Origin of the sequence: Rhodococcus sp. 06-235-1A (assembly GCF_002258785.1) — a bacterium.
Taxonomy (GTDB): domain Bacteria; phylum Actinomycetota; class Actinomycetes; order Mycobacteriales; family Mycobacteriaceae; genus Rhodococcoides.
The window spans coordinates 408,684-435,312 of record NZ_NOYI01000013.1 but is presented as its reverse complement, the minus strand read 5'-3'; the positions used below and the strand labels follow the sequence as shown (position 1 = coordinate 435,312).

Here is a 26,629-nt window from a genome sequence, read left to right as displayed (position 1 = left end):
GCCCGCGCGACGCCCGTCGGGCATCCCTGACGAAAGATGTTCGCTGCCCGTCGGTGCAGTCGTTCTGCGGCCATTACTGTGGTGATCGGTACTCACGCAACACACAGCAACCTTGGAGGATCGCCCTGTCCGGAGACTTGTCTTCGCCCGTCGTCGACACCCCAACCGCTGCAACCGGACCGAAGGCCTTGCGCACGGCTGTGGACGCGAAGCTCGCCGAGTTCTTCGCCTCGCGCCGCGCAGTCGTCGACACCGTCGGTGGTGGCTATCCCGCAGCCGTGGCCGATCTCGAGGCATTCGTGCTGCGTGGCGGCAAACGCATGCGACCCGCCTTCGCCTGGACGGCGTGGCTCGGTGCCGGTGGCGAATCCACCGGTGTGCGCGCCGACGCCGTACTTCGCGCCTGCTCGGCGCTCGAACTCATCCAGGCCTGCGCCCTGATCCACGACGACATCATCGATTCGTCGAGCACCCGGCGCGGCTTCCCGACCGTGCACGTCGGTTTCGCCCGGCGGCATCGGGACGCCGGCTGGTCCGGCTCCTCGGATCACTTCGGCGAATCGGCTGCGATTCTCGTCGGCGATCTCGCCCTGTGCTGGGCCGACGATCTACTCCGCGAATCGGGTATCGACGCCGACGCCGCGCGCCGAGCTCAGCCGGTGTGGTCGGCCATGCGGACCGAGGTCCTCGGTGGCCAGCTACTCGACATCGAGGCCGAGGCCGGAACCGACGAGAGTGTGGCGGCTGCGATGCGGGTCAACCGCTACAAGACGGCCGCGTACACCGTCGAGCGCCCGCTGCACCTCGGCGCAGTGCTGGCGGATGCAGACGAGGACCTGATCGCTGCGTACCGCAGCTTCGGGGCCGACATCGGAATCGCGTTCCAGCTGCGCGACGACCTACTCGGAGTGTTCGGCGATCCCGAGGTGACCGGCAAACCGTCGGGCGACGACATCACCGAGGGCAAACGGACCGTGCTGATCGCGCTGGCACTGCAGAAGGCGGACGAGATCCGGCCCGATCGTGCAGCCCTGCTCCGCAACAGCCTCGGTACCGAGCTCGACGCCGAGGCGGTGGCCGACATCCGTTCGATCCTGGTCGAACTCGGAGCGGTGGACGCCGTCGAGCGACAGATCGACGAACTCGGTACCCGGGCGGTCGCAGTACTCGACAACAGTTCGATCGAACCGGACGCCGCCGCGCACCTGCGCGCCATGGCGACCGCCGCCATCGTGCGGCAGTACTGAAAGAGAGCGTCATGTCCTCCATCCGCACCGTCGCAGGCCCCACCGACACCGTCGTCGTAGTAGGAGCCGGATTGGCCGGATTGGCTGCCGGCCTGCATCTTCTGGGCGCAGGCAAGAAGGTCACCATCGTCGAGAGAGACGAGACCGTGGGCGGCCGAGTCGGCGTGTACCCGGTGTCCGACACCGACGGCTCACACCTCTACGACATCGACAACGGCGCAAGCGTATTGACCATGCCGAATCTGGTGCTCGAGGCGCTGGCCGCCGTGGGTGCCGATTTCGAGTCGACGACGCCGCCGATTCGACTCAAAGCGCTGTCACCGTCGTACCACACGCGGTACGCGGACGGCACGTCGATCGACGTCTATTCCGACCCCGAGGCGATGACGGCCGAGGTCGAACGGACGTGCGGGCCCGCCGAGGCTCAGGGGTATCGGGATCTGCGGCGTTGGCTCGCCGACATCTTCGATGCCGAATTCGATCGATACATCGACTCGAACTTCGATTCCCCGCTCGATCTCGTGGGTTCGAAGGCTGCGATCCGCGACACCGCCACGTTGACCAAGCTGGGCGGCTTCGGCCGACTCGGACCGCGCGTCGACACGTTCCTGAAGGACGTCCGACTGCGCCGCGTGTTCACGTTCCAGGCGCTCTACGCCGGCATGGCACCGCAGAAAGCTCTCGCGGTCTACGGAGCCATCGCACACATGGACACCTCTCTCGGCGTGTTCTTCCCCGAGGGTGGCATGGCCGCGATCGCCAGGGCCATGGCCGACGCGTTCGTCACCGCAGGCGGAACTCTCGAACTCGGAACCGAGATCGTGGACATCACCGTCGACCGCGGCAGGGCCGACTCGGTACTGACCGCCACCGGCCACCGAATCGCCTGCGACGCACTCGTTCTCACCGCCGATCTCCCTGTCGTCGATCGACTCCTCGACCGGGCGTCGGTGTCGAAGAAGGGCAGGCGGAACGGCTACGGCGTCGTCTCACCGTCGGCGGTCGTCGCGCACGGAACCGTTCCCGTGGAACTGACCGCGAAGTGGCCCGCCCGCGCACATCACACCATCGACTTCGGCGACGAATGGGCCGAGACCTTCCGCCGGATCACCGCCAAGGCGGGCAAGGGATCGTTGATGGCCGATCCGTCGTTGCTCATCACCCGGCCGTCGGTCAGCGATCCGAACCTCGAGGTGGTGCGCGGCGGTGTACGCAGCGAACCGGTGTCGATACTGGCACCGTGTCCCAATCTGGACAGCGCTCCGCTGGCATGGGCCGAGTTGGCGCAGCCCTACCTCCGCGAAATCCTGACGACGATGGAGGGTCGTGGATACGCCGGACTCCTGGACGAGTTCGTACTCGACCACATCGACACACCCGAGACCTGGGCTCAGAAGGGCATGATCGAGGGGTCGCCGTTCTCGTCCGCTCACGTGTTCCGGCAGACCGGGCCGTTCCGGCGCAAGAACGTGGTCGCCGGGCTCGACAACGTGGTTCTCGCCGGCTCGGGCACGACGCCGGGTGTGGGCGTTCCGACGGTGCTGGTGTCGGGAAAACTCGCCGCCCAGCGGGTGACAGGACACCGGGGGCGGTAGCTTCGTTCGATTCGCTGTACCGACCAACTAAGCTGAGCGCGATCGTTTGCCGGTCGCGCTCGATGCTGCGACCATGATCGTTCGACGACCGGCGAGAACGCATCGGCTCACGTGTAGAGCTGGAACCACAATTCTTGGCAGAGGAGGAGCAGGCGACTATGTCATCGATTTCGTCGCACTCCACCTCCGAGGACCGGTCCTCGGACGGCACCTCCGCATCGTCCGGCACGCGTCGCCCGTCGAGACTGACCGCGACGGGAAACTTCTTGCGCAGCCCCGAGGGCAAAGCCGCGATCCTCGGCGTCGTCGGTGCCGTCTGCATCACGTTCGGCGGGTTCGGCGCGGGAAGCGTGCGTCGACGCGATCCACTGCTCGAGGAAATGCACCTGTCCTGGCTGCGATTCGGCCACGGATTCGTACTGTCGACCATCATCGTCTGGGTCGGCGTACTGCTGATGATCACCGCCTGGGTCCGGCTCGGGCGCGCGACGCTGCACGGCCGCACCACCGTCGGCGAACTGCGCTGGATCGTTCCGGCCTGGACGGCACCGTTGCTGCTGTCGGTACCGATGTTCAGCCGCGACGCCTACTCCTATTTGGCTCAGGGTGCCCTGCTCCGTGACGGTTTCGATCCGTACGGCGTTGGCCCCGTTGCCAATCCAGGAGTTCTGCTGGACAACGTCAGCAACGTCTGGACCACGACGACAGCCCCCTACGGACCCTTGTTCCTACTGCTGGGACGCGGCATCACCACGGTGACGGGTGACAACGTCATCGCGGGCACCATGCTCCTGCGCCTGACCATGCTGCCCGGTCTGACGCTGATGATGTGGGCGGTTCCGCGGCTCGCCAAGCACCTCGGCGGTCGAGCGACCACTGCCGTGTGGCTCGCAGTGCTCAACCCCCTGGTCCTGATCCACCTGATCGGCGGCGTGCACAACGAGTTGCTCATGGTGGGACTCATGACGGCCGGCATCGTGTTGGCCCTCGAACATCGCCACGTGGCCGGTATCGCGCTGGTCGCGATCGCGGTGGCCATCAAAGCAACCGCAGGCCTGGCACTGCCCTTCCTGGTCTGGATCTGGATGTTGCACGTACGGGACAAAGCGCGTGCCGACGGCCGAACGCCGCCCTCGCCGTTACTGGTGTTCACCAGGACTGCAGGAATCGGAGCCGCCGTCTTCGTTGCGGTGTTCGCCGTCTCGTCCCTGGTCGCCGGTGTCGGCATCGGGTGGCTGACCGCACTCTCGGGATCGGCCAAGATCATCAACTGGCTCTCGCTCCCCACGATTCTCGCTCATCTGGTCACCGTCGGTACCTCGTGGTTCCTCGATCTGCGGCTCGACCCCGTTCTCTACGTCATGCGCCTGCTCTGCTCGATCGCGCTGGTGGTGATTCTTGCCGCAGCCTGGTGGTGGGGCCGAAAGTCCGAGCGCAACGCCGTCAAGGGCATCCTGATCGCCCTGGTCGCCACCGTTGTCCTCTCCCCCGCCGCGCTGCCCTGGTACTACTCGTGGCCGCTGGCCATCGCCGCCGGATTCGCACTGTCGCGAACGACGCTGATGGTTCTGACCGGTCTGTCGACGTGGCTCATGCTTGTCTTCCAACCCGACGGTGCGATCGGCCTGTACAACGTCGTACACGTGGCGCTGGCCGTCGTCGCCGCGGTGGTGGCCGCCCTCGCGTTGACACGCGTCGACCCGCTGCGTTTACGGTCGGAGCGATCCAGGGAACACCGTGCCGTGCCGAATGCTCCGAAGACCTCCGCAGCCGAACCCACCGGTGACGAGTCCACGTCATGAGAACTCCATGACCAAAGAACTCGACAACATCGATCCGGCGCTGCACGACGCGTATCGGATCTGCCGCGAACTCAACGCCCAGCACGGGAAGACCTATTTCCTGGCCACCCGTCTGCTGCCCACCGACAAGCGCGCAGCGGTGCACGCGCTGTACGGATTCGCCCGGATGGTCGACGACATCGTCGATCTCGAAGGCACCGACATCGCCGTCGGATCGGACGAGCTCAACGCGCGCCGCATCGTCGAACTCGACGTGATCGAATCCCGAGTGCGCGACGCCCTGGCCGGAAAACCGTTGCCGCACAGCGTGACCGATCAGGTATTGAGCGCCCTGTGCGACACGGTGGCGCGATACGACATTCCACACGACTACTTCTTCGCATTCATGCACTCGATGCGCATGGACATCCCGGGCAGCGATGTGTTCGTCTCGCGCTACCGGACGATGGAGCAGCTGCGCGAATACATGTACGGCTCCGCTGCCGTCATCGGACTGCAGATGTTGCCGATTCTGGGAACCGTCGTCGAACGGTCCGAGGCCGAGCCTCCCGCCGCCGCCCTGGGTGAGGCGTTCCAACTGACGAACTTCATCCGGGACATGGGCGAGGACCTCGATCGCGATCGGATCTATCTCCCCACCGACGAACTCGCCGTCTTCGGTGTCGACGAAGAACTGTTGCGGTGGTGCCGCACGACAGGAAATGTCGATGCCAGGGTCAGCCGGGCCCTGGCCCACCTGATCGCCGTCACGCGTTCGATCTATCGCACCTCCGACGCCGGGATCGGCATGCTGGATCCGCGCGTGCGGCCGTCCATGCGCACGGCATCGATCCTGTACGGCCGGATTCTGGACGAGGTCGAAGCGCAGGGCTACCGCGTTCTCTCCCAACGAGCAACGGTGCCGCAATGGACCCGCGCCCGCATCGCGCTACCCCAGTTCGCCGTCACCGGCTTCAAACGCGCGACCGTGCGTTAGGACCGTGCGTTAGAAGGCCATCGCCTGTGCACGTCTGATCACTTCACGCATCAGGTCGCCGTGCAATGCGGCGACAGGCGCGCCGGGCAAGCTCTCGTCCTCGGTGAACAGCCACCGCAGGATTTCCTCGTCCTCGTAGCCGCCGTCGTGCAGCACAGCCAACAGGCCGGGCAGACCCTTGACGATGGTGCCCTTGCTCGCGTCGAGGAACAGCTCCGGCACACCGGGCACCCGTGAACGCTTCAGAGCCAACAGTTGGCGGTCTCGAACGAGCTGTTCGACGCGGGTCTTGGGAACGTCGAGGATCTTCGCGACGTCGGCGAACTGCAGCAATGACACCGACGGATCGAGCACGTCGTCGGCATAGGGAATGGCACTCACGCAGGTAACGTTAACGGGTCCGGCGTCCAGACTTCAAAAGCGGCGGGCACGGCCGGCCAGCTGCTGTGGGGCCGAACACGAACCAGGATCGGCGGTCGCCGCCCGCGGCACCGATACGATCTTCGTCAGGCGTCCGGCACATTCAGCGGACGGAAAGAGTGGACGACGAGAGGAGGTTCGGTGATACCGGGTTCGATGCTCGACCGTCGATATCGAATAGACGGACCGATCGCGCGGGGCGGTATGTCGACGGTCTACCGCGGACTCGACACCAGGCTCGACCGTCCTGTCGCGGTGAAGATCATGGATCCGAAATTCGCCGAGGATCCGCAGTTCGTTCAGCGATTCGAATTCGAGGCGCGGGCCGTGGCCAGGCTCAGTCACCCGGGGCTCGTCGCCGTGTACGACCATGGGCGGGACGGCGAACACGCGTTCCTCGTCATGGAACTCGTCGAGGGCGGGACTCTGCGTGAGCTGCTCCGTGAGCGTGGTCCGATGCCACCGCACGCCGCAGTGGCCGTCGTCCGGCCGGTACTCGAGGCGCTCGCAGTCGCCCACCGGGCAGGCTTGGTACACCGCGATATCAAACCCGAGAACATCTTGATCAGCGACGACGGCGACGTCAAGATCGCCGATTTCGGACTCGTCCGAGCCATCGCGGCGTCGACCGTGACGTCGAGCAGTGTGATTCTGGGCACCGCCGCCTATCTGTCTCCCGAGCAGGTCACCACCGGCTCGGCGTCCGCGAGCAGCGACGTCTACGGGGTCGGTGTCGTGCTGTTCGAGCTACTGACCGGACGCACGCCGTTCACCGGTGACACCTCGCTGTCCATCGCATACCAGCGCATCGACAACGACGTACCGCGCCCCTCCTCCGTCATCGCGGGCGTGCCCCCGCAGTTCGACGAGGTGGTGCAGCGGGCCACTGTTCGCGACCCGGAACACCGGTACCGCAACGCCGACGAGATGGCCCGTGCGTTGCGCGGCGCCGCATCGGCGCTGGCGTTACCCGATTACCGTGTGCCTGCGCCCAAGCGCTCGGCCGAGCATCTGAGCTCCGCGGCCGCTGGGGCACCGACAACGGCCGCCGGTGATCGTCCGCCGTCCGCTCGCACCCAGGTGGTGCGGGATGCTCCGCCGCCGACCCCGCAACAGGGGGTGCAGCACACCCGAGTCGTCACCTCGCCGACCTCCCGAGGTGTCGAGTACGGCCAGGAACACGCCGATGTGCCGCCCGCCGAGCCACCGGCGACCGGCCGTGGGCAGTACCGATTCCCGGACTTCGAGGCCGACAGACAGCGCTCACGTCGAGCCATCGTCGTCTGGCTGCTCGTGGTCGCCCTTCTCGCCGTGCTGGTCGGCTTCGGTGGCTGGTGGATGGGATCGGGCCGCTACACCGCCGTTCCGATGGTCGACGGCCTCGACACCACCGGTGCCACCAGCGCCGTCGAGGCCGCAGGACTCGAGGCCGCGGTACGCGGAACCTACTCCGACTCGGTGGACACCGATCTTCTCATCGGTACCGACCCCACCGGCGGATCACGAATCGCCAAGGGCGACACCGTGTATCTCCTGGTGTCGCTCGGTCGCCCGACCGTCCCCTCCATCGATGCGAGCGCATCGGTGGCAGACATGGAACAGCAACTTCGAGACAGGACGTTCACGCCCGTCGACGGTGGAGAAGCCTTCAGCACGACCGCTCCGATCGGCGGGGTCGCAGCACTGGACCCGCCGCCGGGCACGGTGTTGACCACGGGAACCTCGGTCACGGTGCTGCGCAGCAAGGGAGCACCGCCGGTCGAGGTGCCCGACGTACGCGGGCAGAGCGTCGACCAAGCCCGGACGACGCTGGAATCGGTGGGCATCACCGTCGGCGAGGTTCGGGAGACGTTCGACAAGGAGACCGACGGCGGCAAAGCGATCGGAACGACACCCGAAGCCGGCCAGACGGTGAAATCCGGATCCACCGCGGTGCTCGAGGTGTCCAACGCCGTCACCGTGCCGTCGCTGCTCGGGCGTTCGGTCGGGTCGGCACGGACGACTCTCGAGACTCTGGGCCTGACGATCGACGTGCGTCAGGTGGTCGACACCAACGGGTCGCTGGTGATCACGCAGAGCCCCGGAGCCGGTTCACGGGTGGAACCGGGCTCCGAGGTCATGGTGGTGTCACTGCCCTGAGCGGACTTTCCCGCGCCGAGGGCCACCGACTGTTCTGCTTCGAAGCAGATCAGTCGCGGAGCATCTCGGCTACGAGGAAGGCCAGCTCGATGCTCTGCTGCGTGTTCAGACGCGGGTCGCAGGCGGTCTCGTATCGACCGGCGAGGTCCAGATCCGAGATGTCCTGAGCACCGCCGAGGCATTCGGTGACGTCGTCGCCGGTCAGTTCGACGTGGATTCCGCCCGGATGGGTGCCCAGGCCGTTGTGCACCTCGAAGAACCCCTGCACCTCGTCGACGATTCGATCGAAGTGCCGCGTCTTGTAACCGGTCGACGCCTCGTGGGTGTTTCCGTGCATCGGATCGCACTGCCAGATGACCTGGTGGCCGGTGGCCTGCACCTTCTCGATGATGGCGGGCAGGATGTCGCGCACCTTGCCGTTGCCCATGCGTGAGATCAGTGTCAGACGACCCGGCTTGTTGGTCGGGTCGAGGCGCTCGACGTATTCGACGGCCATCTCGGGTGTGGTCGTGGGTCCGATCTTGAGACCGATCGGGTTGGAGATCAACTCGGCCAGTGCGATGTGGGCCCCGTCGAGCTGACGGGTGCGATCGCCGATCCACAGGAAGTGTGCGGACAGGTCGTAGAGCTTCGGGTGATCGTCGGTGTTGTCCAGACGCAGCATCGCGCGCTCGTAATCGAGAACGAGGGCTTCGTGGCTGGCGAATATCTGCGCGGTGTGCAGGTTGGGGTCCGAGACGCCGCAGGCGTCCATGAAGCGCAGTCCGCGGTCGATCTCACCCGCGAGCGCCTCGTAGCGGGCACCGGCAGGCGACTGCGCGACGAACTCACGGTTCCAGTCGTGCACCTTGTGCAGATCGGCCATCCCCGCACCGGTGAGTGCGCGAACCAGGTTCATCGCGGCGCTGGCGTTGGCGTAGGCGCGCACCAGGCGCGACGGATCGTGGCCACGGACGCTTTCGTCGGCGACGAGCGAGTTGATCATGTCGCCGCGGTAGGACTGCAGTCCGAGCGCGTCGATGTTCGACGAACGCGGCTTGGCATACTGCCCGGCAATGCGGGCGACCTTGACCACCGGCATGCTCGCGCCGTAGGTGAGCACCACCGCCATCTGCAGCAGCGTGCGGATGTTGCCCTTGATGTGTGGCTCGGTGTTGTCGACGAACGTCTCGGCGCAGTCTCCACCCTGGAGCAGGAACGCCTCGCCACGTGCGACGGCAGCGAGCTTGTCCGACAACGCCTCCACCTCACCGGCGACGGTGATCGGGGGAACGCTTTCGAGCACCTTGCGCATGTCGGCGGCATGCTCGGGATCCCACTGAGGTTGCTGCGCAGCCGGCTTGGCCAACGCATCGTCCAATCGAGTGCGCAGCGTCGGAGACAGCGGCGGCAGGTCGGGCAAGCGATCGATGGGTACGTCGACAGTCCAGTTCACCGGTACAGGATATTCGCACCGCCGTAGCTGCAGGACAACGGGTGTTCACCCGCGGTGCGCGTACTCCTCTATCGCCTGGAACTTCGCCAGATTGTGCCGGGCATCGGCGAGGGCGTCGTGAGCGTCGTCGGGCACCGACGGCAGCTCGGGACTACCGCGATCCTCCCAGTGCTGGCGCAACTCCCGGGTGAACCGCGGCAACGAACGCGGCAATTCGGTCATCGAGCCCCACAGCTGGCACAGCGCAACGTGGTCGTATGCCGCAACCCACGCCCACAGCTCGACCTCGGCACCGTAGTGCGGAACCAGGAACTCGAGCAGTTCGTCTCGGATCCGAGACCGGCTCATCCACAGCGGCGACGAGTACGGTGGCAGCTTGGGCAGCACGTTGCGTCGAACCCAACGGCCCGCGCGCTCGGGATCGAACTCGGAGGACACCGCATAGAATTCGCGACCGTCCTCCGACACCACACCGATCGATACCAACTCGATTGTGCGACCATCCTCGATGAACTCTGTGTCGTAGAAGTAGCGCACGCGGCTCACACTAGCGCGTGTCCCGACCCGCCCCACACCTACCGGCAGCCTCGATCCGAACAGCCCTGAAAGGGAATGTTGTGACTTCGCCCGACACCAACCGCCCGGTCGCCGAGGCATCGGAGCCGGCCGGGCCGACGCCACGCCGATGGCCGAGGTGGGCGGTCGCGTCGAGCAGGGTGGTCGTCCTGATCGCCGCCGCTGTCGGCGTCCTGTATCACCTCAACGGCTTCCCGGGTCTTCGTGCGATCGGTGAGTACTACCGACTCGACCTGGACGTGTATCGACTGGGCGGTCAGGTGTTCGCAGAGGGCGGCGATCTGTACGGCCAGCTACCGCCGATCGCAACCGGTACCACGCTGCCGTTCACCTATCCCCCGATCGCCGCGGCGATCTTCAGCCCGCTGTCGTCGGTATCGCTGTATGCCGCGTCGATCGCGGTGACGGCGGCATCGATGCTCCTGCTGCTGGTGACCGTCGTGGCCACACTCACCTCGCTCGGGGTACGCCCTCGCGCACTGATGTGGTGGTCTGCCGGTGCCGCGTTCGCGGTGGCCGTGCTCGTACTGGAGCCGGTCACCTCGACGCTGAACTACGGGCAGATCAACATCGTGCTGATGGCCTTCGTTGCCCTCGACTGCCTGCCGAAGAAGACGCCCTGGCCCCGAGGAATGCTGATCGGCCTCGTCGCAGCCGTCAAGCTCACTCCCGCTGTGTTCGTGTTGTTCTTTCTGCTGCGGAAGGACTTTCGTTCGGCCGTGGTCTCGGGGCTCAGCTTTGCGGTGTTCACTGCCATCGGTTTCGCGCTGACGTGGTCGGACTCGGTGAAGTACTGGACCGAGACCATCGTCGACTCCGACCGCATCGGCGGCCCTGCCTACCCAGCGAATCAGTCGATCACCGGAGTGCTCGCGCGCCTCGGAATGGACGAGCTACCGCGGTCGGTCCTGTGGCTCGCATTGTCGGTGGTGGTGCTCGCCGTCGCGGCAGTGGCGATGCGCAAAGCGTTCGCGGCCGGGGAGAGTGCCCTCGCCCTGACTGTCAACGCCATGTTCGGGCTGCTGGTCTCGCCGGTTTCCTGGTCGCATCACTGGGTGTGGGCGGTTCCGTTCGTCATCGTGCTCGCCGTCCTCGGTTATCGCCGCCGCAGTGCTCTGCTGCTGACTCTGGTCGCCGTCGGACTGGCACTGATGGTGTACGCGCCGCAGTGGAAGCTCGGCGAGGGTCGGTGGAGCGGACTCGGCTGGCCGCTGATCGACCAGTTCGCTACATCGGCGTACGTGTGGTGGGCCCTGGTGTCGATCGTCGCCCTCGCGACGATCCGCTTCTCCAACCGCTCGAAGGACGCGAGCACCACCACAGCGATCGGTTGACCGCGGTGACCGAGGGCTGATTCAGCTGGCCTTGGAGTCGGGAATGCGCCTCGCTGCCGGCGCCGAATCGGCAACCGGTGCAGCCTTTTTCAGGGATGCGGCGTAGACGTCCACGTACTCCTGCCCGGACAGCAACATCAGGTCGTACATCACCTCGTCGGTGACCGCGCGCTCGACGAATCGATTGCCCGCCATGCCCTCGAAGCGAGAGAAATCGATGGGCTTTCCGATGCGGATGGTGACCTTGGCCGGACGCCAGACGCGCGAACCGATCGGGTTCATCTTCTCGGTGCCGATCATCGCCACCGGCACAACCTGCACTCCGGTCTGCAGTGCAAGCCGGGCCATCCCCGTCTTGCCCTTGTACAACCGGCCATCGGGAGACCGCGTGCCCTCGGGGTAGATACCGAGGACCTTGCCCGCTTCGATCACTCGGACTCCGGCATTGAGAGCGTCCTGCGCCGCGTCGGCTCCGGTGCGATCGATCGGCACCTGCCCCACTGCGGTGAAGAACCACTTCTGGAACGCACCCTTGAGACCGGACCCGGTGAAGTATTCGCTCTTGGCGAGGAAGGTGATCCGCCGAGGCGTCTTGAGCGGGAGGTAGAAAGAATCGAGAACTGCTTTGTGATTACTGGCCAGGATGACCGGACCCTGCGTCGGGATGTTCTCCGCACCCTCGATCGTCGGCCGACCCAGGGCGACGAGAAGCGGCCCGACGATGATGAATTTGAACAGCCAGTACCACATTGACGTGCTCCCTGATGATGGTCGGGAAAATCGTTGACGCCGCCTCGCCCTGGAGCGAACCGACCGCGGTCGTGCACCCTCGAACCGTGCCGCGTAAGGAACTGTACCCACGGTTTATGACACCAGCCACATCATCGAGCACACCGGGACAGAGCTCACACGATGCAGACCGAAACGGTCAGCGAACTCCGGTGAGGAACTGCGCTCGTGCCAGCTCCGCGGCCCCGATCATGCCCGCTGCCTCGCCGAGTTGAGTGCTGCGGATACGAGCCAAGGGTCGATGGCTCGCACCGGTGACCAACTCCGCGTACTTGTCGGTCGCGCGGGCGAGAAACTGACTGGACGACGTGGCGACTCCCCCGGCCAACACGATCAGGTCGGGGTCGTACACGTCGCTGACCATGGACAGTCCCACGCCGAGCCACTGCGCGAAGTCTTCCATGGTGCGTTGGGCGATCGGGTCACCGTCCTGCGCGGCACCGGCAATCCGACGGCCGGTCAACGAACCAGGATCGAGAAACACCTCTCGTGCCAGAGTCGTCGACGACGACGGGTCCGCGGCGAGGAACTCGACCGCGGTGTCCACCAGCGCGGTGCCGCTGCAGTAGCGCTCCCAGCAGCCGCGTTTGCCGCAGGGGCACGCCCGCCCGTCCGGCACGACCTGGATGTGACCCAGTTCCGGTGCCACGCCGTGGCTCCCCCGATAGATCCTGCCGTCGATCAGGAGCGCCGCGCCGATTCCGGTGCCGATGGCGACCATCACCACGTTGCGGCCCCCCGATGCAGCACCGAAGCGATATTCGGCCCACGCCGCCGAGTTGGCGTCGTGCTCGAGCAACACCGGCAGGCCGATGCGCTTGCTCATCTCCGTCGCGACGGGAGTGTTCACCCATGGCAGATGCGGAGCGAAGAGAACCGTCGTGCGCTCGGAATCGATGAACCCTGCGACGGCGAGCCCGACGGCCGCGATGTCGTGACGGCCGGCCAGCTCCTGCACAGCTCGGTCGAGCCCGCGTTCGAGAGCGCGGGCTGTATGCGGAGTGGGGGCCGCAGCCGAGTCGAGCACCTGACCGTCCGCGTCGACGACGGATGCGCGCAGGCTGGTCCCGCCCACATCGATTCCGACGGTCAGTCTACGGTGGTGCCGCTTCATTCGTCCATGCCTTCCTCGGCCGTCCCCCACACGGCAACTGCCCACATCTTTCGGCCGATCACGGACGTTTCTGCTCGTCCGCGCGCGAGTCGTTCACGTGAACGGTAATCGGAACGAATGCAGCGTGGCGATCGCCCGGGACTTTCGTGTCCATCGACACGTCTGCGGCGTCGGTCGAGTCGCCGGCGGCCTCCGATGTCGGCGAGGTCGCTGCAGCGTGCGGCGCGGCGTGCGGCGCGGCGTGCGGCGTCCCCGCACTCGTGTGATCGGCGAGCAACTGACGCAGCAGTGCGATCAGCACCGCACCCTCCGAGGCCACCAGCTCGACGAGATCGTGTCTCTCGCCGCGCACCAAGGCGGCGAGTGCGCAGACCGGGCACCACCCACAACCCTGCTGATCACGATCCTGCTGCGTCTCGCCGACACGCTCGAGAATGGGTGCGAGACGCGTGAGCACGGTGTCGGCCAGGGCGAGCAGGTCCGCCCCCAACTCGGAATGGTCCGACGTCATCGCAGCACCCCGGATCGCTCGATCGGAGGGGTTGCGCCGATTTTCGGGGTCACCGTCGTCACAGCGGCCACATGTCGGGGTTCGGACGAAAACGCACCACCAGGAACGGTCCGTCGAGTTCCGCGGAATCGGCGACGCACCGACGCAGCACCGACGCCAACGTGATGCGCCGTCGCCTCCCGTCGGCACTCACTATCAAGTCGTCCTCCACTCGCCCCAAGCCCAAGGTTGTCGAATCCACCACCGGGAGCAGCATTCTCATCGCATACACGGATTCGAGTCCGCCCCCCGATTCGAGTACCACCGAAGGTTGCTCACCCCAGCCCGGCGCGCGCCGTTCGGGGGAGCTCGGTTCCAGGCGATCGGCCACTTCCTGCAAGGGCCCCAACCCTACCGGTTCACCTGGGGCGTGCTCCACCTCCACGATCGGCACAGTGCCGATGCGTCGGCGCAGCTCGGCAACCACGTCGAGCTGCGCGGCCCGCCAACGCTCGAACCAGAACACAGCCGGATGAGCACCGACCAAACCGATCGACGACGAATTGAGGCTCGGCAGAATCTTGTTGACGAGAACCCGATCGATTCCGATTCCGAGCAGGGCGGCGGCCGACAGCGTCCGTTCGGCGTCGCGGACCGAGAGTTGTTCGGCGGTGACGACCACGGTTGCACAGGTGCGTGCGGAATCGACGATCAACGATCGCACCGAGTCGATCTGCGCCAGAACCCGCTCGATCATCGCCACCACGAGGGTGAGCCGGACATCGGAACCGGTGCCGGCGACCATCCGAGCGTGCAGAGGCCAAATCCGCTCGACGTACGCGGCAACGGTATCGGGCAACTGCAACATGCGGAGCGCGTCGGCCGACGCGGGTAGATCCACTACGATTGTGTCCCAACGATTCTCGTCGGCCAGCAGGTGGATCTCGTACATACCGAGCAACTCTTCGATTCCCGGAAGACCCAGCAGTTCCTCGGGCTCGATCGCCCCGAAACTCACTCCGTGCTCGTGTCCTGCGGACGCCACGGCCATCAGCGAGCCGAGTCCCCGGTACCGCGCTTCGAGTAGCGCGAACGTGTCGATCTCGACGATGTCGAGGCTCTGCGTGACGGAACGAACACCGGACTCGTCCACGGACCCGGCGTCCCCCGCGAATGCATCGGCGAGCGAGTGCGCCTGGTCGACGGAGGCGATCAGGACGCGCTCACCGGCCTGAGCGAGCTGAAGACCCGACGCAGCCGCCAGCGTGGTTCTACCCGCACCACCTTTGCCGAGAAACAGCGATACCGTGGTGCGGGGCTCGGTGCGAGCTTCGCTCAGCCTTCGACCCGCTTCTTCAATTCCTTGAGTGCAGTGTCGGTGATGACCTTCTCTGCCTTGCGCTTGAACAGGCCGATCATCGGAATGTTCAAGTCGACGGTGAGCTCGTATGTCACATCGGTGCCACTGCCGGTCTCGCGCAGTGAGTAAGACCCGTTCTGCGACTTCTGCATTTCTCCCGACACGAGATTCCACGACACCGAGTTACCGTCGGCCGCCCAGTCGTACTCGAGCTCGTAGGTGTCCTTCACCATCCCCGCGTCCAGCACGAACTTCACCCGCTTACCGCGTCCGTCCGCACCGACTTCGAGGACCTCGACGGACTTCGCGGCCGACACCCATGTGGGATATGCGTCGAAATCGGCGATGACGTCCATGACCCGGCTCGGTGGGGCTTCGACGACGATCGACCTCTGGGTTTTCTCCGCCATGACTTCTCGTCCGCTTCCTCTCGGGTACTTCGTTCGCTTCGTTCGCTGTGTCGTGGAACCGATGGCAGATCTATCTCACACGATCGATCCACCGCTGCACAATGTGAACCGGCCGACCGTACCGCGCGGTTCATTCGCCGGCTGAACTCGACGCTACGTGGCGAGGTGCCTCACCTGCAGACCGCCCGGCCTCCAGCTCTGCCTTGAGCTCGAACGTCATGGCCCGTCCGGCAACCCGCCGCGTGTGCTGGTGCGCCGCCACCTCGACGTCACCGGTGGGTTCGGCATGCAAGAAGTAGTGCACGATCACACCGTCGAGCGCAGGCTCGAGCCACAGCTCCATCGTTCCGACGACACCGCCGCGCACGGCCCAGCGAATCCCCTTCTCACCACGGTCTTCGGTGATCGTCAGGTTCAGATCCGGCCACCACCGACGCCACCGCTCGGGCGAGGCGAAAGCCTGCGCCACCCGCTCGCCGGGTGCGGCCACGAATGTCTGATCCGCAACTTGAATACTGCTCATCGACAGAGCTTCACATATCCGGGCCGAGACAGTGCGCATCCCCCTCTCTCATGAGTCGGTCCTGCAGGCTCCACTCGCGTCTTCCTGGCCGTTCCCGCAGGCTCCACTCGCGTCTTCCTGGCCGTTCCCGCAGGCTCCACTCGAGGCGCATTTCTACGCCGTGAGCCCGGGTCTAGAGTGTCTGTGAAGCCGAGACATCGACTTTCGTTCTCCCCGTTCTATCCGGAGGTAATCCCGTGCGCGAGTTCACCGTCGCCGCCACATACGCAATCGCGGACACCGACTCGGCTGTCGATACCGTCTTCCGTCGTGCCAGCACCTCACCGGACGCCGTGGTGTTCCGCCGCCTGGTCGACCAGCGCTGGGTCGACGTCACCGCCGCAGAGTTCGAGCGCCTGGTGGTGGGCGTGGCCCAGGGACTGATCGCCGCGGGCATCGAGCAGGGCGATCGGGTCGCACTGATGTCGTCTACGCGATTCGAATGGTCGGTGGTCGACTACGCGATCTGGGCCGCGGGTGGCGTGACGGTACCGATCTACGAGACGTCCTCGGCCGGGCAGGTGGAGTGGATCCTCGAAGACGCCGAACCGGTTCTGCTGATCCTCGAGAACGATGCACACGTGCAGGAGACGAAATCCGTTGTGGCAGCTGCACCGTCGGTGCGACAGACGTTCGTGATCGAGAACTCGGCCGGTCCCGACGCTGTCCAGGCGTTGACCGACGGCGGATCCGAGGTCACCGAAGATCGGGTCCATCAACGTGTTTCGACACTCGTCTCGTCCGACCCGGCCACGTTGATCTACACCTCCGGTACCACCGGTCGCCCCAAGGGCGTCCAGCTGACCCATGCCAACCTGCTCGCCGAATCACTCGGAATTCGTGAGACGTCGCTGAAATCGCTGATGAGGCAGGGCCGCAGCACCCTGATGTTCCTTCCGCTCGCGCATGTCCTCGCCCGCGCCGTGAGCATCGCGTCGTTCGATGCCGGAGTCACACTCGGCCACACGAACGACATACCGAACCTCGTTGCGACGTTCGGTACGTTCCAACCGGACTTCATCCTCTCGGTGCCCCGAGTGTTCGAGAAAGTCTTCAACACCGCAAAGCAGAAGGCGCACTCCGACGGCAAAGGCAAGATCTTCGACCTCGCCACCGAATGCGCAGTGGCCTGGAGTGAAGCACAGGACACCGGCGGACCCGGAATCGTGTTGCGCGCCAAGCACACTGTCTTCGACAAGTTGGTCTACGGCAAGTTGCGTGCAGCGCTCGGTGGCAAGTGCGAGCTGGCTATTTCGGGCGGAGCGCCTCTCGGTGCCCGTCTCGGCCACTTCTACCGGGGCATCGGCGTGACGATCTACGAGGGCTACGGCTTGACCGAAACCACCGCAGCCTTCGCCGTCAACACCATCGGATTCCAACGCGTGGGCAGCGTCGGGCGTCCGTTGCCGGGCAACACGGTGCGAATCGCCGAGGACGGAGAGATCCAGCTTCGCGGTCCCGTGGTGTTCGACGGCTACTGGCGCAACGAGGACGCGACCGCGGAGTCGCTCGACGACGGCTGGTTCCGCACCGGAGATCTCGGCAGCGTCGACGAGGACGGATACATCACGATCTCGGGTCGCAAGAAGGAACTGATCGTCACCGCAGGCGGCAAGAACGTCTCACCGGCAGGTCTCGAAGACCGACTTCGGGCAGGCGCACTGATCAGTCAGGCCGTCGTCGTGGGCGATCAGAAGCCCTTCATCGGCGCGCTCATCACCCTCGACCCGGAGGCGTTCGATCGCTGGAAGTCCGCCCACGGCAAGGCTTCCGAGGCCACCGCGGTGGATCTGCAGCAAGACCCCGATCTCGTCGCGGAGATCGATGCTGCCGTCGCCGACGCGAACAAGTCCGTCTCGCATGCGGAGTCGATCAAGAAGTATCGCCTGCTCCCACACGACTTCTCCGAGGAGAGCGGCGAGCTGACGCCCACGATGAAGCTCAAGCGCAACGTCATCACCGCGGCGTATGCCGACGAGATCGAGTCGATCTACTCCCGGTAGGCGGCCCGGCTCGCGGCGACGAGCATCAGATCAACGACCGCAGCTTCTCCGTCAGCACGTCCCAGCGCCACTCTGCATCCACCCACGCGCGTCCGGCGTTGCCCATCTGAGCGGCGAGCGTGCGATCGGAGAGGATCTTCACGATCGCGTCGGTGATGTCCGCGACCGACGTACCGTCGACGACAAGCCCGGTCTTGTTGTGCTGCACTGCCTCCGGCGCTCCGCCGGACATACCGGCAACGACGGGCACACCGCACGAGGACGCTTCGAGATAGACGATGCCGAGGCCCTCCACATCCAGCCCGGCACCCCGAGTGCGGCTCGGCATCGCAAAAACATCCGCGATGGTGTGGTGGGCGGCCAGCTCCGCAGAGGGCACGGTGCCGGTGAACACCACGTGCTGCTCCATTCCGGTGGATCGGACGAGCTCGCGAAGAGTCTTCTCGTACGGCCCGCCGCCGACGATCACCAGAACGGCACCGTCGACGGCCCGCCGTATCCCCGGAAGCGCTCGGATCAGGAAATCCTGTCCCTTACGCGGCACGAGCCGGGACAGGCACAGAACGGTGGGGCGATCACCGAGGCCGTAGCGCGCGCGAAGTTCCGCCCGTGCCGCCTCGTCCGGGACGAAGCGATCGGTGTCGACCCCGGGCGGCAGATGTTCGAGGGCCGCGGTCCGACCGAATGCGGAGCTGAACCGCCCCCGGGTGTACTTGCTGACGTAGGTCACCACGTCCGTGTTTTCGCCGATCGTGCGCAGTGTCGCACGCCCGCCCGGCACCATGGACCATCCGACCTCGTGACCGTGTGTGCTCGCCACGATCCGATCCGCCCCGGCCCTGCGTAGGTACGACGACATCACCGCCAACGGAGCCGACGCCCCGAACCACACCGAGTCGCACTCTCGCGACTTCAGAATTCGAGCTGCTCGACGCGCAACGAGCGGGGTCGGCAACATCAGCGTCGTCGGATGCCTGATCACCTCGAACGGCTGTCGAGCGTCGAACTTCTCGTGCGAGTCGCCGCGCCACCGCGGTGCATAGACCACGAGCTCGTCGGCGGGCAGCTGCGAGGCGAAGCTGTGTAGATAGGACTGGATTCCACCCGGGCGAGGTGGAAAGTCGTTCGTCACGAGCAAAGTACGACGCATGGGTCAACCGTAGCGCCCGGCTTCAGCGCGACCGAGCAGCCACCCAGTCGCCCCACGACACGATGAACTGGGCACGGCCGATTCCCAGCACCGACGTCAGGCCGACATCGATCGAGCTGTCCGACGCAGGTCCCGACGCCAATGCCTCGTACAGCCTGCGCAGCGACGACTCGCCGAACCGATCGGCGACGAACGCGAACACCGACCACGCCGACTCGTAGGCCACACTCGACCGGGCACCACCGGCACCGAAGTCCTCGTCCCTCGGCAGTACGGTCGGCGGCCCTCCCGACGCCACGATTGCGGCGAGCGTGGGAGCCAGCTGCCCGAAATCGGCACCGGAACTGCGGTACCCGGAGTAGTCGGCGAACCCCTCCGAGACCCACAACGGTGTGCCGTCCACCGTCCGGGCCCGTGCCGCCACATGGGTCAACTCGTGCCGCAGCACCGACCGGACGGTGAACGGCGTCAACCGCGACGCGGCAGCCGGACCGAACACCACTCGCTGACCGGTCGGTCGCGAGCCGTCGCCCGCAATCGCGTCGGACACAGTCACCGCGGCCACGTCGGCTGATGGATCCGACCCCGTCAGCTCGGCGAACTCCTCGGTGGAGGACGCAACGAAGACGAGACCGTCTCGCGCCCAGTCGTCCCCCCAGAAGTCGGTGACTGCAGCGGTAGCCGACGGGAGCTCTGCGGCCAGGTCCGCGACGAACTGTTCCCGGTCGGGATGACCAACCACCACCGAGGTACCGGCAGTGGTAGGCACCGAGCGCACGGTCAGCGGTCCGAAATCCCACGGCCCACGCCAGGTGTGGCGTCGATACTGCGGCAGGTCCGCGTCGTCTACCAGACGCCATCGGCCGTCCCGCTCGGCAACGACCAGCGAGACCGGCCGACGCGTCGGCGATGCGTCCGGTCCCGTCACGGCGTAGCGCAAGTACACCGAGGGTGCCCAGACGTCGGCGGCTCGGAGCGGTTCCGCAATCGAGGCAGGTACCGGAGTTTCCGGTTCGTCGCCCAGGTCGTAGCCGAAGTCGGCGAACGGGACGGCCGGAACCACCGCTGCCCGGCGCACCTGAGCCTCGACGAAGCTCGGATCGGCCTGCGGATCCATCAGCTCACGCAGAGTGTCGACGTCGCCGGAGCGAACTGCACCGGCCCACTGGTCGAGGAGAACGGACACGTCGACACGACGCTGCTGATCGTAGGTCGGTGGGGCCTCGCCGACGAAAACATCGCTGGGTGCAGCGTCGGATGTACCGTCAGCGCTGTCGTCGCCGAGAACGAGAACGACCGAGAGTGCGACCACTGCGACGAGCACGACTGCGATCCAGCGAGTTCGCGCGGATCGGACCAGGACGCGAATCCCGGACAAGGGTTTCATGCAGGTTTTCGTCGATCGTGGAGGCACCTCAGTATCGACGCGCCCCGTAGTACGGGAACGATGCCATCGACTGCACCTTGACGGGGACTCCGAACGTGGAGGCGTGCAGAACGTTGCCGTTGCCGGCGTAGATACCGACGTGCGACGCGTCCGGATAGAACAACACGACATCTCCCGGCTGCAGATCCTTCTGGTCCACCGGCGTTCCGCCTTCGGCCTGTGCCTGGCTCGACCGCGGGAGCGTCTTGCCCACCTGCTTGTATGCCCATACGACCAGTCCGGAGCAGTCGAAGCCGTCCGGTCCGGTTCCGCCCCACACGTACGGCTTGCCGATCTGGGTCAGGCCGGCTTGTAGCGCGCTGGCACCGGACCCGGGAGTCAGACTCTGCAGAATCGTCGTGGGATCGAAGCCCTCGGGTAGGGCCGATCCGGCGAGAGCGAGCTGCTCCGAGGACGTGAGTGCACTGTATGCGGCCATCACCTCGGCGATCTGCCCCTGAAGTTCACTCTGCTTGGCCTGAAGATCGTCGCTGACGACCTTGGCCTGTTCTGCGGCGACACGTGCCTGATCGGCGGCCGTCGTCGCGGCCTGCTCGGCCGCCACGGCATCGGAACTCGCTTGCTTGAACCGAGCGACCTGGTCGGCGGTCTCCGCCGAGATCACGTCCAGAGCCGACATCTGGTCGAGCAGCTGCTGTGGCGAGTCACTGACCATGACGGCAAACAGTCGATTGGTTCGCGCACCCTGATAGTTGACGTTGGCGACCTTGTCCATGGCCGGCTTCAGCTGCGCCAACTGCGCCTGCGCTGCATCGAGTGCTGCGCGGCTCTGGTCGACGACGACCTGCGCGTCGAGTTGCTGCTGATTCTTGGCGTCGAGATCGATCTGAGCGTTGTGCAGAGATTCGTTGGTCTGCTCGGATTCACGTGAGAGCTCGGACAGCTTGGTCTGTGCGTCGGACGCCGAGTCGAATCCCGGCTGTGCGAGGGCCGTCGTCGCCGGCACCACGGCGAGGCATGCGGCCAACGTGACAGCAACAACCGCGTTACGGGCCAGCCGCAACACTCGGGTAGATCTCGATATCGCCACGGAAAGCGACTCTCCGTCCTCACACATGCCGCCTCGGCGAGGCAACGGTTGGAAAAGTAGACCGATAGCGAACCCTACTCATGCTCGTTCGGGCGCGGACGTGAACACGGCCCGAAATCGATGGAGGTTCTAGGTGACAGGTCACAAAGTAAACATCGGCCAGGTCTCGATCAGATTACGAACTGGACGCCCCGCTGTCCACCGGACCGGCGTGTCGCACGCATCCGGCTCCGGATACGACAACAGGGTCGAACCGATTACCCGGTTCGACCCTGTCGGACGTTCACAGCGAACGTTGCTCGCTCGAATCAGTAACGACGAGCGCCGTCGAACGGCATCGAGGCAAGCGGAGCAACCTTGACCGGGACGCCGGACGTGGATGCGTGCACGACGTTGCCGTCGCCGATGTAGATGCCCGAGTGCGAGCCGCCGTAGAACGAAACGACGTCGCCGGGAGCCAGGTTGGCCTGCGAGACCGGTGTACCCGCGGCTGCCTGGTCGTAGCTCGTACGGGGCAGGCTGATGCCGGCCTGCTTGTAGGCCCACTGAACGAGGCCCGAGCAGTCGAACGAATCCGGGCCCGAAGCGCCGTACACGTACGGAGCTCCGATCTTGGACTCAGCAGCCTGAACGGCCTTCGCTGCCGGGGTGACCTGGGGAGCCAACGGAGCGCCCGGTGCGGGCACACCCGGAATGTTGAGGGGAGGAAGGCCCGGGATGTCGGGAATCTCGAAGGTTCCGACGCCGGGAATGGTGAGGGGGGCCGCCATTGCGGGTGCAGCGGGAAGGATGACCACGCCTGCCGTGAGCGCTCCGGCTACGAGAACTCGACGCAATGATCGGTTGGAAAGTTGTGACGCCACGAAAGATGGTGCTCCGTTTCTTCCTATCGTCCGCCGACCGAGTTAGCTGACGGGTTCGGGCTGGGAAGAGCAGCCCTACCCACAGGCCACCGTCGGTGGCTCAGTGGGATTCACCCCAGTAGATATCGGGTTCCCGGTACGAACACTCTCGCGAGTGAACGATTAGGCGGTGACTTGCGACGCCACTCCGGTTTGGACTGGCGAGACTCCGCAAGGTCTCAGGAAGGTTACGAAATGGCATACCCCCGTGTCGACCCCAACTCGCCGAAGCGGGCGAATTCGGCCGGATTCTCACTAGCCGGCGCGTTGATCTCCCGGTGTGTCACGAGTCGGTAACAACGGAACCTCGGTGGTGCCGTCGTCGTTCACCACGAGCTTGAGCGTGGGCACGAGACCGACATCTGCAAGCACCCCCATCGCGCCGAGTTCCTCCTGCTCGAGGGTGATACGAGAGGGTGGTCCCACCCACCGTCCATCCGACCTCGCCGGCATCCCCGGTGCCCCGAGAAGGACCGTCACGACACAGTCCGCGCAGGCGATGTCACGGACCAGGCAGTCACTGCAGTCGATGATCATTGTGATCCTTGTCTCTTTGCTGTTTCCGGCCGCCGAATCAGCCGATCGAACGAAAGATAGCGACGACCACCGACAGGTTTCGTGACACGACGTCGTTCGTCGGCGTGATGAACGTTCTTGTCGGACGTCGGCCCTAACGTTGTTCGGGTGAGCCTGCCCATCCAGCTGACGTTCGACGAACTGGACACCCCACTGCACGAGACCACGTTCGTCGTCGTCGACCTCGAGACCACAGGCGGCAGCGCAGACACCGAGGCCATCACCGAGATCGGGGCAGTCAAAGTTCGAGGTGGCGTGATACTCGGTGAGTTCGCGACGCTCATCGACCCGGGTCGATCGATACCGCCGTACATCGTCGAACTCACCGGCATCACCTCGGCCATGCTCATCGGCGCGCCTCGGATCGAACGGGTGCTGCCGGGCTTCCTCGAATTCGCACGAGGCTCGGTGTTGGTGGCCCACAACGCTGGGTTCGACACTGGGTTCCTCAAGGCCGCCGCCAGTCGCCTCGACATAGCGTGGCCTCGGTTCCAGGTGCTGTGCACCGTCAAGCTGGCTCGCCGAGTGCTCACGCGCGACGAGGCACCGTCGGTGAAACTCTCGGCGCTGTCGACACTGTTCAGGTCCGGCACTCGGCCGACGCACCGAGCGCTCGACGACGCTCGCGCCACCGTCGACGTTCTGCACGGCCTGATCGAACGCGTGGGCAATCAGGGAGTCCACAGCTACGCCGAGTTGGTCGACTACCTTCCGGCCGTGTCTGCCGGCCAGCGGGCCAAACGGGGGTTGGCCGCGCACCTGCCCGGCGCACCCGGCGTCTATCTGTTTCGCGGTCCGTCCGACGAGGTGTTGTACGTCGGTACCTCGAACAATCTCAAGCGCCGGGTACGCAACTACTTCACCGGTTCGGAGACCAGGGGTCGGATGAAGGAGATGGTCTCCCTGGCCACTCGAGTCGATCATGTCGAATGTGCACACGCGCTCGAAGCCGGCGTCCGAGAACTGCGCTTGCTGTCTGCTCACATTCCGCCGTACAACCGTCGCTCGAAGTTTCCGAAGAAGGGGTGGTGGATCACCCTGACCGACGAGGCGTTCCCGCGTCTGTCGATCGTCCGCTCGCCGACACCCAACAGTCTCGGACCGTTCTCGGTTCGTGGTGATGCCGCGGAGGCGGCCGCGCTGGTGGCGGAGTTCTGTCGTCTGCGCACGTGTACTCGTCGTCTGGCTCGTTCGGTTCGGCACGGCGACAGCTGCCCGTCGACCGATGTCGGCGGCTGCCCAGCGGCGTTGTCCGGGCCGTTGACGGCGGACGAGTACTCCGCCGCACCGACACAGTTTCTGGCGCTCGTGTGCGGCCAGGACGACGCGATCCTCTATTCCATGCGCCGGCGAGTAGGCGAACTCGCGGACCGCGAGCTCTACGAGACTGCCGCACGCCTGCGAGACCGGATCACGATCACCGTCGACGCGCTACGCAGGATGCACCGATCGTCGGCGGTGGCCGCCATTGCCGAACTCGTTGCGGCACGGCGGACGGCAGACGGTGGATGGGAGTTGATCGTGGTCCGCTTCGGTCGCCTGGCAGGCGCTGCGGTCGCACCGCGTGGGGTACACCCGATGCCCGTCGTCGACGCCATCACCGCATCCGCCGAAACGGTGCTCCCCGATACGACGCCGCTGCGAGGTGCGCCGCCTGAGGAGGTCGGACTCATCGCGTCGTGGCTGCGCACCGATGGAGTTCGTATCGTCCGCACCAGCAGTGGCTACTGCAGCCCCGCGCGGTCTGCGGGTTCGTGGGAAGGGTGGTGTCGAACGGCGAGAGAAGCCGCGCGGCAGGAGTGGAGCCCGCGGAACGACCGTTGAGGCAGGAGTGGAGCCCGCGGAACGAGTCGTGGAACTAGGGTTGGGTGGAGCTCGTCGCACATCGAGTTCGGGACGCATGAGGAGCACAGATGATCAATGCCATCGTCTTGATCGACGCCGAGGCAGACTTGATTCCGGAGGCCGCGCAGGCTGTTGCCGATGTCGATGGCGTGTCGGAGGTCTATTCGTGTGCAGGAGATGTCGATCTGATCGCCATCGTCAAGGTACGTGATCACGCCTCGATCGCCGAGGTCATCACCAAGCACATCAACCGGGTGCGGGGTGTGCGAAACACCACGACCCACATCGCGTTTCAGTCCTATTCGAGTGCCGACGTCGATGCCGGGTTCTCGATCGGCGAGTAGGCCCGTTCGTCAGTCGGCCAACGCCGTGGTGCAGCGCGCCCAGTCGGCGAGTAGCCTCGCGGCGGCTCCTGAGTCGAGAGTCGTTGCAGCGGTTGCCAATCCGGCTTTCATTCGGGCGGTGAGGTCATCCGACACCCCGTGATGTGCCGCCATGGCCGCCGCTGCGTTGAGTAGTACTGCGTCACGAACCGGTCCTCGTTCACCGGCGAAGACTCGGTGCGCCACGGCTGCGTTGAACTCGGCGTCGCCGCCTCGGAGTGCCTCGATGGGTGCTCGGTCGATTCCGTAGTCGGGTGGATCGATGGTTTCGACGGTCACCGAGCCGTCGGACACCACGTGCACGGTCGTGGTGGTGGAGAGGGTGATCTCGTCCAGTCCGTCGTTGCCGCGCACGACCAGCACCGAGCTACCGCGGCCGGCGAACACGTCGGCCATCACGGGAGCCAGACTCTCGAAGGCGCAGCCGATCAGGCCTGCGCGCGGGCGGCCCGGGTTGGTCAGTGGCCCCAGCACGTTGAACACCGTCGGGATGCCGATCTCCTTGCGCGGTGCCGCGGCGAAGCGCAGTGCCGGGTGGTGGATCGGCGCGAAGCAGAATCCGATACCTACCTGTTCGACGCTCGACGCGACCGCGTCGGCTCCCAGCGTCACCCGGACACCGAGCGCCTCGAGCACATCGGTCGTGCCGCTCTTGGACGACGCCGCGCGGTTGCCGTGCTTGACCACTCGGATTCCACTGGCGGCAACGACGATCGCGGCCATCGTCGAGATGTTGACGGTGTCGGCTCCGTCACCTCCGGTGCCCACGACGTCGACGGCGTCGGTGTCGGTATCCACCAGCACCGCGTGCGCGAGCATGGACTCGGCCAGCCCACTCACCTCCGCCGGAGTCGGCCCTTTCATCCTGAGTGCGACTCCGAATGCTGCGATCTGTGCGGCCGTCGCATTGTCGGCCATGATCTCGTCCATGGCCCACCCCGTGTCGGCGCTGGACAGGTCGGTGTGCGTGGTCAACGCGCCGAGAATTCGACGCCAGGTTCGCGGCTGATCGTCTGCGGTCGGTGCGTTCATGGCTGGTTCCGT

24 protein-coding genes and 1 riboswitch are annotated in these 26,629 nt (G+C 65.7%); of the genes, 9 read left to right on the top strand and 15 right to left on the bottom strand.

Annotated elements, in window-relative coordinates; translation table 11 throughout:
* Positions 1 to 137: 137 nt before the first annotated feature.
* The 4 genes from CH275_RS15120 (at position 138) to CH275_RS15105 (ending at position 5,620) form a co-directional block, all read left to right on the top strand.
* Entirely contained in the window at positions 138 to 1,247 is a 1,110-nt protein-coding gene (locus CH275_RS15120; RefSeq protein WP_094679116.1) for a polyprenyl synthetase family protein, read from the top strand.
* Positions 1,248 to 1,258: 11 nt separating this feature from the next.
* Positions 1,259 to 2,842 (top strand): phytoene desaturase family protein, encoded by a 1,584-nt coding sequence (crtI, locus tag CH275_RS15115; RefSeq protein ID WP_256991034.1) that lies wholly within the window; start codon positions 1,259 to 1,261, stop codon positions 2,840 to 2,842.
* Between the two features lie 158 nt (positions 2,843 to 3,000).
* Positions 3,001 to 4,644 carry an alpha-(1->6)-mannopyranosyltransferase A gene (locus CH275_RS15110; RefSeq protein WP_094679297.1) on the top strand — a complete coding sequence of 548 codons (1,644 nt, stop codon included), beginning with the start codon at positions 3,001 to 3,003 and terminating at the stop codon, positions 4,642 to 4,644.
* A 7-nt stretch (positions 4,645 to 4,651) separates the two neighbouring features.
* Positions 4,652 to 5,620 carry a phytoene/squalene synthase family protein gene (locus CH275_RS15105; RefSeq protein WP_094679115.1) on the top strand — a complete coding sequence of 323 codons (969 nt, stop codon included), beginning with the start codon at positions 4,652 to 4,654 and terminating at the stop codon, positions 5,618 to 5,620.
* A 9-nt stretch (positions 5,621 to 5,629) separates the two neighbouring features.
* Here the strand turns inward: CH275_RS15105 and CH275_RS15100 are convergent, their stop codons facing one another.
* A complete protein-coding gene (locus tag CH275_RS15100; RefSeq protein WP_094679114.1) occupies positions 5,630 to 6,001 on the bottom strand; it encodes an Rv2175c family DNA-binding protein in 372 nt (123 codons plus the stop codon).
* A gap of 195 nt (positions 6,002 to 6,196) precedes the next feature.
* On the opposite strand from CH275_RS15100, the gene pknB reads away from it, so the two are divergent.
* Entirely contained in the window at positions 6,197 to 8,179 is a 1,983-nt protein-coding gene (gene pknB, locus CH275_RS15095) for a Stk1 family PASTA domain-containing Ser/Thr kinase (protein ID WP_094679113.1), read from the top strand.
* 49 nt (positions 8,180 to 8,228) lie between these two features.
* Here pknB and CH275_RS15090 read toward each other — a convergent pair whose 3' ends face one another.
* Positions 8,229 to 9,614, bottom strand: a complete 1,386-nt coding sequence (locus CH275_RS15090; protein ID WP_094679112.1) for a class II 3-deoxy-7-phosphoheptulonate synthase — start codon at positions 9,612 to 9,614, stop codon at positions 8,229 to 8,231.
* A 45-nt stretch (positions 9,615 to 9,659) separates the two neighbouring features.
* The gene (locus CH275_RS15085) at positions 9,660 to 10,151 is read right to left on the bottom strand and encodes a polyadenylate-specific 3'-exoribonuclease AS (RefSeq protein WP_094679111.1); all 492 of its coding nucleotides are present in this window, start codon (positions 10,149 to 10,151) and stop codon (positions 9,660 to 9,662) included.
* Between the two features lie 80 nt (positions 10,152 to 10,231).
* Here CH275_RS15085 and CH275_RS15080 point away from each other — a divergent pair, with 80 nt between their 5' ends.
* Positions 10,232 to 11,524, top strand: coding sequence for a glycosyltransferase 87 family protein (locus CH275_RS15080; protein WP_094679110.1), 1,293 nt, complete (start codon positions 10,232 to 10,234; stop codon positions 11,522 to 11,524).
* Positions 11,525 to 11,545: 21 nt separating this feature from the next.
* On the opposite strand, the gene CH275_RS15075 is transcribed toward CH275_RS15080, so the two are convergent.
* The 6 genes from CH275_RS15075 to CH275_RS15050 all read right to left on the bottom strand — a co-directional run bounded on the left by CH275_RS15075 (position 11,546) and on the right by CH275_RS15050 (position 16,210).
* Entirely contained in the window at positions 11,546 to 12,274 is a 729-nt protein-coding gene (locus CH275_RS15075; protein WP_094679109.1) for a lysophospholipid acyltransferase family protein, read from the bottom strand.
* Between the two features lie 178 nt (positions 12,275 to 12,452).
* Entirely contained in the window at positions 12,453 to 13,427 is a 975-nt protein-coding gene (locus tag CH275_RS15070) for an ROK family protein (protein ID WP_094679108.1), read from the bottom strand.
* A gap of 58 nt (positions 13,428 to 13,485) precedes the next feature.
* Complete coding sequence (locus tag CH275_RS15065; protein ID WP_094679107.1) at positions 13,486 to 13,938, bottom strand: hypothetical protein; 453 nt, start codon at positions 13,936 to 13,938, stop codon at positions 13,486 to 13,488.
* Positions 13,939 to 13,996: 58 nt separating this feature from the next.
* The gene (locus tag CH275_RS15060) at positions 13,997 to 15,217 is read right to left on the bottom strand and encodes an ArsA family ATPase (RefSeq protein ID WP_179276167.1); all 1,221 of its coding nucleotides are present in this window, start codon (positions 15,215 to 15,217) and stop codon (positions 13,997 to 13,999) included.
* A gap of 35 nt (positions 15,218 to 15,252) precedes the next feature.
* Positions 15,253 to 15,687, bottom strand: a complete 435-nt coding sequence (locus CH275_RS15055; RefSeq protein WP_094679106.1) for an SRPBCC family protein — start codon at positions 15,685 to 15,687, stop codon at positions 15,253 to 15,255.
* A gap of 130 nt (positions 15,688 to 15,817) precedes the next feature.
* Positions 15,818 to 16,210 (bottom strand): polyketide cyclase / dehydrase and lipid transport, encoded by a 393-nt coding sequence (locus tag CH275_RS15050; RefSeq protein WP_094679295.1) that lies wholly within the window; start codon positions 16,208 to 16,210, stop codon positions 15,818 to 15,820.
* 236 nt (positions 16,211 to 16,446) lie between these two features.
* On the opposite strand from CH275_RS15050, the gene CH275_RS15045 reads away from it, so the two are divergent.
* Positions 16,447 to 18,252, top strand: coding sequence for an AMP-dependent synthetase/ligase (locus CH275_RS15045; protein WP_094679105.1), 1,806 nt, complete (start codon positions 16,447 to 16,449; stop codon positions 18,250 to 18,252).
* 25 nt (positions 18,253 to 18,277) lie between these two features.
* On the opposite strand, the gene CH275_RS15040 is transcribed toward CH275_RS15045, so the two are convergent.
* The 5 genes from CH275_RS15040 to CH275_RS15020 form a co-directional block, all read right to left on the bottom strand.
* On the bottom strand, positions 18,278 to 19,402 hold the full coding sequence (locus CH275_RS15040; protein ID WP_094679104.1) for a glycosyltransferase family 4 protein: 1,125 nt from the start codon (positions 19,400 to 19,402) through the stop codon (positions 18,278 to 18,280).
* A gap of 22 nt (positions 19,403 to 19,424) precedes the next feature.
* Entirely contained in the window at positions 19,425 to 20,789 is a 1,365-nt protein-coding gene (locus tag CH275_RS15035; protein WP_179276155.1) for a hypothetical protein, read from the bottom strand.
* Positions 20,790 to 20,817: 28 nt separating this feature from the next.
* The gene (locus tag CH275_RS15030; protein ID WP_218828791.1) at positions 20,818 to 21,906 is read right to left on the bottom strand and encodes an NlpC/P60 family protein; all 1,089 of its coding nucleotides are present in this window, start codon (positions 21,904 to 21,906) and stop codon (positions 20,818 to 20,820) included.
* Positions 21,907 to 22,187: 281 nt separating this feature from the next.
* Positions 22,188 to 22,742, bottom strand: a complete 555-nt coding sequence (locus CH275_RS15025; RefSeq protein ID WP_179276154.1) for a C40 family peptidase — start codon at positions 22,740 to 22,742, stop codon at positions 22,188 to 22,190.
* Between the two features lie 16 nt (positions 22,743 to 22,758).
* A riboswitch (cyclic di-AMP (ydaO/yuaA leader) is annotated at positions 22,759 to 22,921 on the bottom strand.
* A gap of 115 nt (positions 22,922 to 23,036) precedes the next feature.
* Positions 23,037 to 23,318 carry a hypothetical protein gene (locus CH275_RS15020; RefSeq protein WP_094679102.1) on the bottom strand — a complete coding sequence of 94 codons (282 nt, stop codon included), beginning with the start codon at positions 23,316 to 23,318 and terminating at the stop codon, positions 23,037 to 23,039.
* A gap of 147 nt (positions 23,319 to 23,465) precedes the next feature.
* Between CH275_RS15020 and CH275_RS15015 the strand changes: the two genes are divergently transcribed.
* Positions 23,466 to 25,181, top strand: a complete 1,716-nt coding sequence (locus CH275_RS15015) for a DEDD exonuclease domain-containing protein (RefSeq protein ID WP_094679101.1) — start codon at positions 23,466 to 23,468, stop codon at positions 25,179 to 25,181.
* Positions 25,182 to 25,270: 89 nt separating this feature from the next.
* The gene (locus CH275_RS15010) at positions 25,271 to 25,546 is read left to right on the top strand and encodes an Lrp/AsnC family transcriptional regulator (protein ID WP_008715704.1); all 276 of its coding nucleotides are present in this window, start codon (positions 25,271 to 25,273) and stop codon (positions 25,544 to 25,546) included.
* A 9-nt stretch (positions 25,547 to 25,555) separates the two neighbouring features.
* Here the strand turns inward: CH275_RS15010 and trpD are convergent, their stop codons facing one another.
* Positions 25,556 to 26,617, bottom strand: coding sequence for an anthranilate phosphoribosyltransferase (trpD, locus tag CH275_RS15005; protein WP_094679100.1), 1,062 nt, complete (start codon positions 26,615 to 26,617; stop codon positions 25,556 to 25,558).
* Between the last annotated feature and the right edge of the window lie 12 nt (positions 26,618 to 26,629).

Bases quoted from the DNA above. Each gene is read 5' to 3' on its own strand.
- crtI (WP_256991034.1), top strand. From the start codon at position 1,259: ATGTCCTCCATCCGCACCGTCGCAGGCCCCACCGACACCGTCGTCGTA.
- CH275_RS15110 (WP_094679297.1), top strand. From the start codon at position 3,001: ATGTCATCGATTTCGTCGCACTCCACCTCCGAGGACCGGTCCTCGGAC.
- CH275_RS15105 (WP_094679115.1), top strand. From the start codon at position 4,652: ATGACCAAAGAACTCGACAACATCGATCCGGCGCTGCACGACGCGTAT.
- pknB (WP_094679113.1), top strand. From the start codon at position 6,197: ATGCTCGACCGTCGATATCGAATAGACGGACCGATCGCGCGGGGCGGT.
- CH275_RS15075 (WP_094679109.1), bottom strand. From the start codon at position 12,274: ATGTGGTACTGGCTGTTCAAATTCATCATCGTCGGGCCGCTTCTCGTC.
- CH275_RS15070 (WP_094679108.1), bottom strand. From the start codon at position 13,427: ATGAAGCGGCACCACCGTAGACTGACCGTCGGAATCGATGTGGGCGGG.
- CH275_RS15065 (WP_094679107.1), bottom strand. From the start codon at position 13,938: ATGACGTCGGACCATTCCGAGTTGGGGGCGGACCTGCTCGCCCTGGCC.
- CH275_RS15055 (WP_094679106.1), bottom strand. From the start codon at position 15,687: ATGGCGGAGAAAACCCAGAGGTCGATCGTCGTCGAAGCCCCACCGAGC.
- CH275_RS15050 (WP_094679295.1), bottom strand. From the start codon at position 16,210: ATGAGCAGTATTCAAGTTGCGGATCAGACATTCGTGGCCGCACCCGGC.
- CH275_RS15040 (WP_094679104.1), bottom strand. From the start codon at position 19,402: ATGCGTCGTACTTTGCTCGTGACGAACGACTTTCCACCTCGCCCGGGT.
- CH275_RS15035 (WP_179276155.1), bottom strand. From the start codon at position 20,789: ATGAAACCCTTGTCCGGGATTCGCGTCCTGGTCCGATCCGCGCGAACT.
- CH275_RS15030 (WP_218828791.1), bottom strand. From the start codon at position 21,906: ATGTGTGAGGACGGAGAGTCGCTTTCCGTGGCGATATCGAGATCTACC.
- CH275_RS15020 (WP_094679102.1), bottom strand. From the start codon at position 23,318: ATGATCATCGACTGCAGTGACTGCCTGGTCCGTGACATCGCCTGCGCG.
- CH275_RS15010 (WP_008715704.1), top strand. From the start codon at position 25,271: ATGATCAATGCCATCGTCTTGATCGACGCCGAGGCAGACTTGATTCCG.
- trpD (WP_094679100.1), bottom strand. From the start codon at position 26,617: ATGAACGCACCGACCGCAGACGATCAGCCGCGAACCTGGCGTCGAATT.